The sequence below is a fragment of the Methylobacterium aquaticum genome, assembly GCF_001043915.1.
Classification (GTDB): Bacteria; Pseudomonadota; Alphaproteobacteria; order Rhizobiales; family Beijerinckiaceae; genus Methylobacterium; species Methylobacterium aquaticum.
Window position 1 is genome coordinate 15,344 of record NZ_LABX01000004.1, and the last position, 11,938, is coordinate 27,281.

An 11,938-nucleotide genomic window follows, 5' to 3' on the forward strand; every position below is an offset into this window, starting at 1 on the left:
CCGTCCCGCGAGCGAAGCGATGCGCCGCCTACCAGGTTACCCGCACGCCACCATAGACCGAGAGCGGCTGCACCAGGGTGGTGGTGCGGGGATCGTTCAGCACGTAGCGCCCCGCGAAGTTGTCGTCGCGCTCCAGGAAAGTGCCGAAATTGGCGTAGCGGTTGTTGAACAGGTTGGTCACCAGGCCGAAGACCTGCACGTTCTTCGTCAGCTGGAAACTGGTATTGAGGTTGGCGGTGACGTAGGCCGGCAGCTTGCGGTTGAGGTTCGACTCGTCGCCGCGGAAGTAGGACGACGAGAACGCCTGCATGTTCATGCCGAAGCGCCATTCCGGCGTGATCGCGTAGTCGAAGCCGGCCTTGAACTGGTGGTCGGGCACCAGCGGCAGCTTGTTGCCCGGACGCACGGAGATGAGCCCGTCATCGGCGAGCGGGTTGTTGGGCGAGGACAGGTCGCCGCGGAACTCGAAGGTGGCGTCGATCAGCGCGTAGTTGGCGTAGAGGCTCAGGCGCCCGGTCGTGTACTCGCCCGCGACCTCGATGCCCTGGCGCCGGGTCGCCGGCACGTTGACGAAGTAGCCGCGCGCCGCGTTGCCCGGCACCGCGACCTGGAGGATGTCGTTGGTCAGGTCGGTGCGGAAGGCGCCGAGCTTGTAGGTGAGAAGCCCGCCCTCGTAGAAGTTCGGCACCGAGCCGCGGATGCCGACCTCGTAGGTGCGCGCCTCGACCTGCTTGAGCGGCGGATCGGCGACCAGCGAGTTCGGCAGCAGGCAGGGCCGGTCCGGGTTGGCGCAGGCGAGTTCGAGCGGCGTCGGTGCCCGGTTCGACTCGGAATACCCGCCATAAAGGGTCAGCGAGTCGGTGAAGCGGTAGGTCAGGCCGGCGACCGGGTTGATGCGGGTGAAGTAATGCGTGCCGGTAACGTCGGGCGAGAAGCCGGTCTGGTCCTGGGTCGAGATGCGGGCGAAGTTCAGCCGCGCCCCGGCGGTGAGCGAGAGCCGGTCGGTCAGATCGAACGTGTCGAGGGCATAGAGGCCCATAAAGAGGTTCGAGCCGGTCACCTGGCTCGGCGCGATGCCGAGCGCCGCCGCCGTGCGGATCGGGCCGACGCCGAGGCCCGGGATGGTGCCGTAGGTCGGATTGTTCGGGTCGGTCGTGACGCTCAGGTCCGGGTTGATGACGCCGAGCGTGCTTCCCGACTTGAAGCTGTAATTCGCGACGTCGATGCTGCCGCCGACGATGAAGGTGTTGGGACGGTCGAAGACCCGGTCGCGGTTGGTGGCCTGGAGCGTGCCGCCATAGCCGGTCGCCTCGGTCCGCACGGTGTCGTAGGTGCCGTAGGGCACGCCGGTCCGGAACGGGATCTGCTGGTTCCGGGGTCCGAGGATCAGGAACTGGTTGCGGAACGCCTGGTCCGACTGGCCGGGCGCACGCTCGAAGCCGTCATCCTCGAAGCAGAGCGAGCCGCGGAAGGACGAGCGCGTGCTGCAATTCTCGAACTCGGCGTCGTTGCCGTCGACCACGAACTGGCTGAAGCGGCGCATATAGGCGTTGCCCGACAGGTCCCAGGTCGGTGAGATGTTGACCTTGCCGGTCACCTGGATCTGGCCGACCGATGTGTCGATCGATTGCGGGTAGGTGAAGATCGCCCGATCGTTGTCGCGGGTGAAGTCGACCGGCGAGGCGGCGGCGGCGCCGAAATAGGTCTTGGCACCCGAGGCGATGACGTGGAACTCGGAATCGAGGGTGCGATGGCCGAGATCGGCATAGACCCGGCCGATCTCGGACGGCGATTGGTAGCGCCAGCCGGCATCGCGCAGGCCCTCGCCCGCGAAGTAGATGCTCCAGGGGCCGATCACCTCGCCGTATTGCACGGTGCCGAGGATGCGGCCGTCCGAGCCGCCCATCACCGAGACTTCCTTGCCCTGCCAGGTGAAGCCGTTCTTCATCTCGATGTTCACCGCGCCGCCGAGCGCGTTGAGGCCGAAGATCGGGTTGCCGGTGACGATGTCGATGCGGTTGATCGCGACCTGGGGGATCAGATCCCAGTTCACCACATCGCCGAAAGCCTCGTTGATGCGAGTGCCGTTCTGGTAGACGGCGAGGCCCTGCGGCGCGCCCTGGAGCGGCGAGGCGTCGAAGCCGCGATAGGTCAGGGTTTGGCGGAAGCTGTTGCCTTGGCCGTCGGACAGGTTCACGCCCGGGGTGGTGCGGGCAAGCGTGAAGGTGGGATCGAGGGTGGCACGGTCCTGCTCGAACTTGCGGGCCGTCACGGTCTCGACGGTGAAGGGCACCTTGGCGAGCGGCAGGGCGCCGCCGCCGTCGATCCGCTCGCCGGTGGCGGAGCGTGCGCCGATGCCGCCCGAGCCGGCCACCGGCGTCACCGGAACGACGTCGATCGTCTCCAGAGCGATGGTATTCTGGGCCGCCGCGGGCGCGATCAGCGCGGCCGAGACGAGAGCGGTCGTGACCAGAAGTCCCCAGCGCGACGCCACCATGACCGACCCACTCCCCGCCCGACGACTTATCTGTGCGGCGCTGCACGGCGCCTTCTGGACCGGAGAGATAGCGAGCTTCACCGTTCTGCCGCAATCCCAGCAAAGGTCATAAAGAGGCATTAAGAAGTATCGCGGCAGGATCGGCGTGCGAACCCCATCCACAGTGACGGGCTTGCAACATTCCGACGAGTGCGGAACGTCGCGACGCGGGGAGGGTGGCAATTGGTATTGCCGAATTTTCCCGGGCGATCGACTTGATCGACCGACCTTGCCGATCGACTCGGCACCTGTCACGCAGGGTCAGTCATGGAGGAGAGCGGCGACCGCCTCGGCCCCGGTGAGCGGCGCGCTGTCCCATTGCGCCGGTCGATCGATCGCGGCGCGCAGCATCGCCTTGTAGACGTGACGCGGCACCTCCTCGGCGCCGAACTGGGCGAGGTGGCTGGTGACGAACTGGGCATCGAGCAGGGTGTAGCCGCCGCGCCTCAGCCGGGCCGCGAGATGGACGAGCGCCACTTTCGAGGCGTCCCGGACGGTGTGGAACATGCTCTCGCCGAAGAACGCCGCGCCGAGGGAGACGCCGTAGAGCCCGCCCACCAGGGTGCGGGGCGTTCCGGCATAGACCTCGACGGTGTGGCAATGGCCGAGATCGAACAATTCGCCGTAGAGGGTGCGGATGCGGGCGTTGATCCAGGTACGGTCGCTGTCGCGGCGCGGCGCGGCGCAGCCCTCGATCACCGCGTCGAAGTTGCGGTCGGTCACCACCTCGACGTCGCCGTTGCGCACCGTGCGGGCGAGGCGGTGGCCGAGATGGAAGCGGTCGAGGGGCAGGATGCCCCGCTCCTTCGGCTCGACCCAGTACAGGGTCGGGTCGTCCGCATCCTCCGCCATCGGGAAGATGCCGGCCGCATAGGCTTTGAGCAGGATCTCGGCGGTGATCTCGACGTTCAGGCTGCCGTGCATCGACGGGGGTTCCGGGCGCAGGGGCGCGACGCAAGCATTGTCGCCCACCGCCGGGCCCCTGGCAAAGAGAGGGCACGGGAGGCCCGTCGACGACAGCCCCGGTGAGCGGCCGGGATGGCGAGGTACCGGTTGTCCGCGAAGGCGTCCCGGGTGGGCGCGCGGCGGTCCGGACGTTGACGCATCATCACCGCTCCCGCACAACGGCGCCCGCTTGAAGACGGGCGGCCGCGATGTCGCCGCGCGACCCGCGTCATCCCGGCCGAGATGCTGTTCAATTCCTTTCCGTTCCTCCTCGGCTTCCTGCCGGTCGCCCTCGTCCTCCATGCCGTCGTCGCCCTGCACCGGCCGGGCTGGCGGCTGCCGCTGCTGGTCGGGTTGTCATTCGTCTTCTACGGCTGGTGGGACCCGCGCTTCGTGCCGCTGCTCGCCGCCTCGATCGGGCTGAACTGGCTCGTCGCGCGCTGGTTCGGGAGGAGCCGCGCCGCCCTGCTGATCCCGCTCGCCATCGCGGCGAACCTCGCGGTGCTGGCCCTGTTCAAGTATGCGGGGTTCCTGGCCGGCCTCGCCACGGTTCTGCCGGGGCTCCACGACTTAGCCCGGCCGAGCCTCGCCCTCCCGCTCGGCATCTCGTTCTTCACCTTCCACCACGTGATGTACCTGACCGACCTGCGTGCCGGCCGGGCGCCGCAGATGAACCTGACGCGCTACGCTCTCTACATCGCGTTCTTCCCCCAGGTGCTGGCCGGGCCGCTGGTGCGCTGGAGCGAGATCCTCCACCAGTTCGACGAAAAACCCTATGCCCGGCCGGATGCCGCCGAGCGCGTCGGCCGCGGCCTGATGCTGCTCTGCCTCGGGCTGGCCAAGAAGGTTTTCCTGGGCGATCCGCTGGCGGCCTATGCCAACCCGGTCTTCGAGGCCGCCGCCGCCGGCAAGGTGGTGAGCGTGGCCGAAGCCTGGCAGGGCACGCTCGCCTTCACGTTCCAGATCTATTTCGACTTCTCGGGCTATACCGACATGGCGCTCGGCCTCGCGCTCCTGTTCGGGATCGTGCTGCCGCAGAACTTCGACGTGCCCTACCGCGCCACGTCGCTGCGGGAGTTCTGGCGGCGCTGGCACATGACCCTGTCGCGCTTCCTGCGCGACTACCTCTACATCCCGTTCGGCGGCAACCGGCGGGGACTGGGCATCCAGCTCGCCGCGCTCTTCGCCACCATGACGCTGGGCGGCCTGTGGCACGGTGCCGGCCTCACCTTCGTCGCCTGGGGGGCGGCGCATGGTGTGGGCCTCGGCGCCGGCACCCTGTGGCGCCGGGCCGGCCTGCGGATGCCGGCCCTCCTCGGGTGGGCCCTCACCTTCGCCTTCGTGGCCCTGACCTGGGTGCTGTTCCGCGCCACCAGCTTCGAGGCGGCGCTCGCCATGTTCAAGGGGCTGTTCGGCCTCGCGCCGGTCGGCCACGGCTTCAAGTGGCGGGCCTTCGTGCCGGCCCTGCTGGTGGCGCTCGTCGGCCCCACCGCCTGGGCCGCGGTCCACCGCCTGAAGCCGCGTCCGGCCCTGGCGATCGCCTTCGCGGCGCTCCTCGTGGCGGTGCTGCTGCGCATCGGCGACGACGCCAATTACGACTTTATCTACTTCCAGTTCTAGAGCGCTTCACGATCGCGGTGCCATCGCGAAGCTTCTCTCGCTCTTTGATTGTGCCGCATTTTCTACGACGAACCGGTATCCATTTCGTCGGAAAATGCTTTAGCCCCGCAGGATCATCCGGCCCGCCGAGACCTCGAACCCGCGCAGGCGGCGGAGGAACGACATGCCGAGGAGGCTGGTGTCGAGGCGCCCGCTCGGCAGGACCAGGGCGTCGACGTCGCGCACCGTGATCGCGCCGATCCGCATCTCCCGCACCCGCACCCGGGCCGCCGGGACCGCCCCGTTGGCCGTGGCGACCCGCGCGGTAAAGTCGCGCTCGGCGAGCGTGAGCCCGATCCGGCCCGCATCCTCGCGGGTGAAGACGCAGAGCGTAGCGCCGGTATCGACCAGCATGCGCAGCACCTGTCCCTCCACCGCCGGGTGGGCCCGGAAATGGCCGGACAGATCCTGGGAGAGGGTCACGGTGCCGTCGGACCCAGGCGCGGCTTCGGGCCGTGCCTGAGACGGCGACGGCCGGGACGCGGCGGCCGGGGCCGGGTCGCGGCCGATCCGGGCGACCCGCTCGATCACCTGTCCACCGGTCAGAGCGCCGCCGGCGAGCACGCCGAGGGCCCAGAGGATCGGGCGCGTCACGGAGGATCTCCACGTCTAACGACGGCATGTCAGGGACAGCGACCGGCAGGATCGCGCCCGTCCGGTTAAGGATCCGTCCGGCGATCGCGCGAAACTCCGGGGCATCCCCGGATCCTCCTCCGTTTCGTCTTCCGGTTCTTGCCATCGAGGGCCGCATCTGCTAGCAGCACCCCGCCCGCCGGACACCCTTGGAGGCCGGATTTCCGTTTACGGGAACGGGCGTGGCGACGTCGGTTCACAGGGCCGTCCTCGAGGGGGCGGCCTTCGGCGTTTGAGCCATCCGCACACACCATTTTAAGGATCACGCCATGAGCGCCGTGAAGCCGCTTGAGGCCGTGGCACGCGACCGGGTCGGCAAGGGGGCCGCCCGGGCCGTTCGTCGCCAGGGCCAGGTACCGGCCGTCATCTACGGGGGCAACAAGCCGCCGCAGGCCATCGCCATCGACCTCATTCGGACCCGCACCCTGATCTATGCCGGTGGCTTCCTGACCACCGTGTTCGAGATCAGCGCCGGCGGCCGCAAGGTCCGGGCGATCCCGCGCGACTACCAGCTCGACCCGGTCAGCGGCGTGCCGCTGCATGTCGATTTCCTACGCGTCGTCGCCGGCCAGTCGGTCGAGGTGCAGGTGCCCGTGCACTTCACCAACGAGGACGCGGCGCCCGGCCTCAAGCAGGAGGGCGGCACGCTCAACGTGGTGCACCACACCGTCGCGGTCGAGGTCGCCCCTGAGTCGATCCCGGATGCCATCACGGTCGACCTGACCGGCAAGGCGATCGGCGACACCATCCACGTCTCCGACCTGCCCGTGCCGGCCGGCGCCACCCTCATCCTCGACGGGGCCGAGGTCGTCGCGACCCTCGTGCCGCCGACGGTGCTCGGCGCCGAGGTCGAGGCCGAGGAGGCCGCCGTGGCCGAGGCCGCCCGCGCCGAGTCGGCCGCCGAGGCTGCCGCGGAAGAGGGGACCAAGGAGGACTGAGCCGGTCTCGGCTCTGGCCTCACCGGTCATCGGGACGCCCCGGTCGCGAGACCCGGGGCGTCTTTTCGCGTTTTCGGGGAGCTGTCTGTCGCCATGCGGCTGTTTGTCGGCCTCGGCAATCCCGGTACCCGCTATGCGGGCAACCGGCACAATATCGGCTTCATGGCGCTCGACGCGATCGCGCGCCGTCATCGTGCCGCGCCGTGGCGCCGCAAGTTCCAGGGCGACAGCACCGAGGCGGTGATCGGCACGGAGCGCGTGCTGCTCCTCAAGCCCCTGACCTTCATGAACGAGTCGGGCCGGGCGGTCGCCGAGGCGCAGCGCTTCTACAAGATTCCCCTCGAGCACGTGGTGGTGTTCCACGACGAGCTGGATCTGGCTCCGGCCAAGCTCCGGGTGAAGAAGGGCGGCGGCAATGCCGGCCATAACGGCCTGCGCTCGATCACCGCGCAATGCGGCAACGAGTATTGGCGCGCCCGCCTCGGCATCGGGCATCCGGGCGACAAGGCCCTGGTTCACGCCTACGTGCTCAACGACTTCGCCAAGGCCGAGACCCCCTGGGTCGAGGATTTGTGCGACGCGATGGCCGACAGCGCCGAACTGCTCGCCGCGGGCGAGGATGCCCGCTTCCAGAACAAGGTTCATGTCGCCATGGCCGGGCGCGGCTGGGACGAGGTGAAGCGCGTCGGCGAGAAGCCGGCTTGACCCCGCCATCGCCACATCGCAATGGCGACGCAACACGGCCGCGGGCCGGCGGTCTCTAGAGCACCACCCGATCGCGCTGCCATCGGGTGGTGCGCTAGAGCGCTTCACGATTGCGTTGCAATCGCGAAGCTGCTCTAGCTCTCTGATTTTGCTGCATTTTCTACGACGAACCGGCATCCGCTTCGTCGGAAAATGCTCTAGGTCTTTGATTGTGCCGCATTGTCTGCGACGAGCCGGTATCCACCTCGTCGGACAATGCTCTCGAGAATCGAACGGACTGATCTCATGGGCTTCAAATGCGGCATCGTCGGCCTGCCGAACGTCGGCAAGTCGACGCTCTTCAACGCGCTGACGCAGACCGCGGCGGCGCAGGCGGCGAACTACCCGTTCTGCACCATCGAGCCGAATGTCGGCGAGGTGGCGGTGCCGGATAGCCGGCTGGAGGATCTCGCCCGGATCGCCGGCTCGAAGGAGATCATCCCGACGCGCCTGACCTTCGTCGACATTGCCGGCCTGGTGCGCGGCGCCTCGAAGGGGGAGGGGCTCGGCAACCAGTTCCTCGCCAATATCCGCGAGGTCGACGCCATCGCGCATGTCGTGCGCTGCTTCGAGGACGGCGACGTCACCCACGTCGAGGGCAAGGTCGATCCGATCGCCGACATCGAGACGATCGAGACCGAGCTGATGCTGGCCGATCTCGACAGCCTCGAGAAGCGCCTCACCGCCCTGGAGAAGAAGGCCAAGGGCGCCGACAAGGAAGCCAAGGAGGTCCTCGATCTCGTGCAGCGGGCCCTGCCGCTCCTGCGCGACGGCAAGCCGGCCCGCCTCGTCCAGCGCAAGGCCGAGGAGGAGCGTCTGTTCTCGCAGCTCGGCCTGATGACGGCCAAGCCCGTGCTCTACGTCTGCAATGTCGAGGAGGGCTCGGCCGATTCGGGCAATGCCCACTCGGCCGCGGTCTTCGCCCGCGCCGCCGCGGAGGGCGCCAAGGCGGTCGTCGTCTCGGCCAAGATCGAGAGCGAGATCGCGGTGCTGCCCCCGGCCGAACAGGTCGAGTATCTGGAGGCGGTCGGCCTCGCCGAGCCGGGCCTGAACCGGGTGATCCGCGCCGGCTACGAGCTGCTCGGGCTCATCACCTACTTCACCGTCGGCCCGAAGGAGGCCCGGGCCTGGACCATCACCAAGGGCACCCGCGCGCCGGCCGCCGCCGGGGTGATCCACACCGACTTCGAGAAGGGCTTCATCCGGGCCGAGACCATCGCTTTTGCCGATTACACGGCGCTGAAGGGCGAGGCCGGGGCCCGCGAGGCCGGCAAGCTCCGGCTCGAGGGCAAGGAATACCTGGTGCAGGACGGCGACGTGCTGCATTTCCGGTTTGCAAACTGAAAAAACTCGGTTAATTTACGAAGAGTTGAATTTTGGGTGCGCATTTTGCGCGCCCTAAATTGAAGTGCGAAGTGAGCATGGGTATAGTTTCGGGTGCCGCTTTCAAAATTTTATTAAGATATTGTGGTTTCGCCCGTTTTATATTTTTATTCTATTTTTTTATCGGTTCTTTTGACGTGTTTGCTCAGGTTGTTTGTGCAGATCCTCCGAGTCAGGTGGCTTCGGAAGTAAGTGTCGAGGCCAAAGCTTCTGCTCAAACTATCGCAAGACTGGGTGCTGGGAGTATAACCGTTTCGGCTCAAAAAGCCGCAAAAAATCTGTATGAAAAATATCCTGATGTTAAAGAAATTATTATTGCTCAATTGATGATGAGCAATCTTTGCAATTTTCTCAAGGAGGCACGACAGCTAAATGATAAAGAGAAAATTGAAATTATCATGAACTTAAATAAGATGCTTTTAATGAAACAAAATCAAAAATTTAATGAGGATTTAAAAATACAAAAAAATGTGCCAAAACAACCAAAGCAAAACGATGTTTCGCATAGTAGTGGCGAATATCTACAATTTGCTGACACCAGTGGCCAAAATAATGTAGTTTTTTATAACAAAGGTGGTGCAATCTACAATGTTAGACATAAAAGAGAGAGTCACGTTGTTTTAAATATATCATGCGCTCGCAAATCCATTTTTCGAATTTTAATTCCTAGGCATGGCGTTTCGTCGCTGGGATACAGTAGACCTTCGAGGAAAATCGTGATATTTGAAGGCCCTTATTTGGCTTTAATCAACAATTGGATACTAAGAGCACACAAGTTTCTGAAAGAAGAATTCGACGAAACGTGTAAAATGAATAGCTATGTCAACTCCTTTTACGTTTTTGAATTTTTGCAAGCGGATGGATCGGAAGTCAGTTTGTATTATAATGGAGTCGCAAATGTAAATATTGCACAGGATCTTGTTATGAATCTTGGTGAGGCGAACTTGGCAGCTTACATAGAAAACGAATCAGAAAGAAGGCGAGCGAGCAAATTATACATCGATTTCGAAAATACTCAAGACGAATATGTAAAAAATGAAGTAAAAAACATTATTGATTGGAAGTGTGTATTGTTTATTTTTTGCGGCTAGAACAATTGTTGTATAAGTTATGGTTAATAAAACGAGCAGACATCAATGAAGGTCACGCGCATTCATCAGTGGGATGTTTCTATTTGCGAAGCTAGAACTGTGCAGAAAAAACTCGCCGCCGAGATCGTGGCCGATCGGCCCCTCGCCCTCGACGCCGTGCGGCTCGTCGCCGGGGTCGATGTCAGCGTGAAGTCCGATCGCTCGCAGGCGGCGGTCGTGGTCGCGACCTATCCGGATTTCCGGGTGGTCGAGACCGTCACCGCGCTGATGCCGACGCCGTTTCCCTATGTGCCGGGCCTGCTCAGCTTCCGCGAGGGCCCGGTGCTGGAGGAGGCGTTCGGGCGGCTCAAGGCCGAGCCGGACGTGTTCCTGTTCGACGGCATGGGCACGGCGCATCCGCGCCGGATCGGCATCGCCAGCCATATGGGCCTGTGGCTCCAGCGCCCGACCATCGGCGTCGGCAAGACCCGGCTCTGTGGCCGCAACGCGCCGCTCGCCGAGGAGAAGGGCGCGCACCAGCCGCTGATCGACAGGGGCGAGACGATCGGCGCGGTGGTCCGCACCCGCACGGGCAAGCACCCGTTGTTCATCTCGCCGGGCCACCTCGCCGACATCCCGACCAGCGTCGCCCTGGTGCTCGCCTGCGCACCGAAATTCCGGCAGCCGGAGCCGATCCGCCTCGCCCACAAGGCCGCGGGCGCTTTCGCGTAACGGCGTTTGCGTCGGACCTTCGCCGTGCTAGCCCGGCGGCCCGCAACGCTGCCGGACGCGCGCCCATGCCCCGCTACTGCTTCGAGGATCTCACACCCGGCTTCCGGCTCGATGTCGGGCCGCTGGTGGTGAGCCGCGACGACATCGTGAGCTTTGCCCGCGAGTTCGACCCGCAATCCTTCCACATCGACCAGGCGGCGGCGAAGGACAGCGTCGTCGGTGGCCTGATCGCCTCGGGCTGGCATACCTGTGCGCTCGGCATGCGCCTCGTCGCCGACGGCTTCATCCTGCAATCGAGTTCGATGGGCTCGCCCGGCATCGAGGAGGTGCGCTGGCTGCGCCCGGTCCGCCCCGGTGACGCCCTGACGATGCGGATGAGCGTGACGGAAAGCCGGCCCTCCGGCAGCAAGGCCGACCGCGGCTTCGTGCGCGTGCTGCTCGCGATTGACAATGGCGCTGACCAGGAGGTGATGACCCAGGATTTCTGGGCGATGTTCGGCCGCCGCGGCACGCCGCCCCTGCCGCCCCGTCCGCGCCCGCCCGAGGAGCCGGCGCCGGCCGCGTTGCCCGAGGGCGAGGCGCTGCCCTCGGCCTATCTGGAGGACATGCCGCTGAACCGGCCCTTCGACCTCGGCGCGCATCACTTCACCCGCGACGACATCCTGCGTTTTGCCCGCGCCTTCGATCCGCAGCCGTTCCACGTCGACGAGGCGGCGGCCGCGCAGACGCATTTTGGTGGCCTGTGCGCCTCCGGCTGGCACACCGCGGCGGCCTGGATGAAACGGATGGTCGCGGGCCGCGACCGCGGCCGGGCGCTGGCAATTGAGCGCGGCGAGGCGGTGGTCGAGGGCGGTCCCTCGCCGGGCTTTCGCGAGCTGCAATGGCTGAAGCCGGTCTATGCCGGCGACACGATCCGCTACGACGTGACGCTGACCGGGGCGCGTCTCTCCCGCACACGGCCGGGCTGGGGCATCGCCAGCCACACGGCGACCGGCACGAACCAGCGCGGCGAGCCAGTGTTTCGCTTCGCGGGCGCGTGGCTGGCGCCGAGCCGGGGCGGTTAGACCATTGTCCGACGACATGGATACCGATTCGTCGCTTCCGGAGCCCTCCTTCGAGGCTCAGCGATCGATGATCGCCAGGCATCTCAGGATCAGGCTGCGGGTGGGAGGGCTCATCCCCTCAACCCTCATGCCACTGTCGTGTAATACCAACGGTCATTGAAAACGACCTTCGGTTGCGGTCTCGCATTGTCGCCAAGGCCAAGGCCAAGGTCCCGGACATCTGCGCTCGGCATC

10 protein-coding genes are annotated in these 11,938 nt (G+C 65.4%); 7 read left to right on the plus strand and 3 right to left on the minus strand.

From position 1 onward, the window contains the following. Nucleotides 1-28 precede the first annotated feature (28 nt). Entirely contained in the window at nucleotides 29-2,497 is a 2,469-nt protein-coding gene (locus tag VP06_RS00595) for a TonB-dependent receptor (RefSeq protein WP_048461890.1), read from the minus strand. A gap of 300 nt (nucleotides 2,498-2,797) precedes the next feature. Further along, nucleotides 2,798-3,460, minus strand: a complete 663-nt coding sequence (gene aat / locus VP06_RS00600; RefSeq protein ID WP_048461891.1) for a leucyl/phenylalanyl-tRNA--protein transferase — start codon at nucleotides 3,458-3,460, stop codon at nucleotides 2,798-2,800. A gap of 264 nt (nucleotides 3,461-3,724) precedes the next feature. On the opposite strand from aat, the gene VP06_RS00605 reads away from it, so the two are divergent. Then, nucleotides 3,725-5,101 carry an MBOAT family O-acyltransferase gene (locus tag VP06_RS00605; RefSeq protein ID WP_048461892.1) on the plus strand — a complete coding sequence of 459 codons (1,377 nt, stop codon included), beginning with the start codon at nucleotides 3,725-3,727 and terminating at the stop codon, nucleotides 5,099-5,101. 99 nt (nucleotides 5,102-5,200) lie between these two features. Here VP06_RS00605 and VP06_RS00610 read toward each other — a convergent pair whose 3' ends face one another. After that, a complete protein-coding gene (locus VP06_RS00610) occupies nucleotides 5,201-5,734 on the minus strand; it encodes a retropepsin-like aspartic protease family protein (protein WP_053081470.1) in 534 nt (177 codons plus the stop codon). Between the two features lie 308 nt (nucleotides 5,735-6,042). Here VP06_RS00610 and VP06_RS00615 point away from each other — a divergent pair, with 308 nt between their 5' ends. From VP06_RS00615 to VP06_RS00635, 6 genes are all read left to right on the plus strand, one after another. Beyond that, nucleotides 6,043-6,711 carry a 50S ribosomal protein L25/general stress protein Ctc gene (locus tag VP06_RS00615; protein WP_048461893.1) on the plus strand — a complete coding sequence of 223 codons (669 nt, stop codon included), beginning with the start codon at nucleotides 6,043-6,045 and terminating at the stop codon, nucleotides 6,709-6,711. A 93-nt stretch (nucleotides 6,712-6,804) separates the two neighbouring features. After that, nucleotides 6,805-7,416: an aminoacyl-tRNA hydrolase gene (pth, locus tag VP06_RS00620; RefSeq protein ID WP_048461894.1), complete on the plus strand. Its 612-nt coding sequence runs from the start codon at nucleotides 6,805-6,807 to the stop codon at nucleotides 7,414-7,416. A 285-nt stretch (nucleotides 7,417-7,701) separates the two neighbouring features. After that, a complete protein-coding gene (ychF, locus tag VP06_RS00625; protein ID WP_048461895.1) occupies nucleotides 7,702-8,799 on the plus strand; it encodes a redox-regulated ATPase YchF in 1,098 nt (365 codons plus the stop codon). A gap of 77 nt (nucleotides 8,800-8,876) precedes the next feature. Beyond that, nucleotides 8,877-9,929 (plus strand): hypothetical protein, encoded by a 1,053-nt coding sequence (locus VP06_RS35775; RefSeq protein WP_156295381.1) that lies wholly within the window; start codon nucleotides 8,877-8,879, stop codon nucleotides 9,927-9,929. A 45-nt stretch (nucleotides 9,930-9,974) separates the two neighbouring features. Then, nucleotides 9,975-10,640, plus strand: coding sequence for a deoxyribonuclease V (nfi, locus tag VP06_RS00630; RefSeq protein WP_048461896.1), 666 nt, complete (start codon nucleotides 9,975-9,977; stop codon nucleotides 10,638-10,640). Nucleotides 10,641-10,705: 65 nt separating this feature from the next. Further along, nucleotides 10,706-11,704: a MaoC family dehydratase gene (locus VP06_RS00635; protein WP_048461897.1), complete on the plus strand. Its 999-nt coding sequence runs from the start codon at nucleotides 10,706-10,708 to the stop codon at nucleotides 11,702-11,704. Nucleotides 11,705-11,938: the final 234 nt, after the last annotated feature.

What these genes read in the sequence shown, in the direction of transcription:
- VP06_RS00595 (WP_048461890.1), bottom strand. Translation starts at nt 2,497, where the DNA reads ATGGTGGCGTCGCGCTGGGGACTTCTGGTCACGACCGCTCTCGTCTCG.
- aat (WP_048461891.1), bottom strand. Translation starts at nt 3,460, where the DNA reads ATGCACGGCAGCCTGAACGTCGAGATCACCGCCGAGATCCTGCTCAAA.
- VP06_RS00605 (WP_048461892.1), top strand. Translation starts at nt 3,725, where the DNA reads ATGCTGTTCAATTCCTTTCCGTTCCTCCTCGGCTTCCTGCCGGTCGCC.
- VP06_RS00615 (WP_048461893.1), top strand. Translation starts at nt 6,043, where the DNA reads ATGAGCGCCGTGAAGCCGCTTGAGGCCGTGGCACGCGACCGGGTCGGC.
- pth (WP_048461894.1), top strand. Translation starts at nt 6,805, where the DNA reads ATGCGGCTGTTTGTCGGCCTCGGCAATCCCGGTACCCGCTATGCGGGC.
- ychF (WP_048461895.1), top strand. Translation starts at nt 7,702, where the DNA reads ATGGGCTTCAAATGCGGCATCGTCGGCCTGCCGAACGTCGGCAAGTCG.
- VP06_RS35775 (WP_156295381.1), top strand. Translation starts at nt 8,877, where the DNA reads ATGGGTATAGTTTCGGGTGCCGCTTTCAAAATTTTATTAAGATATTGT.
- nfi (WP_048461896.1), top strand. Translation starts at nt 9,975, where the DNA reads ATGAAGGTCACGCGCATTCATCAGTGGGATGTTTCTATTTGCGAAGCT.
- VP06_RS00635 (WP_048461897.1), top strand. Translation starts at nt 10,706, where the DNA reads ATGCCCCGCTACTGCTTCGAGGATCTCACACCCGGCTTCCGGCTCGAT.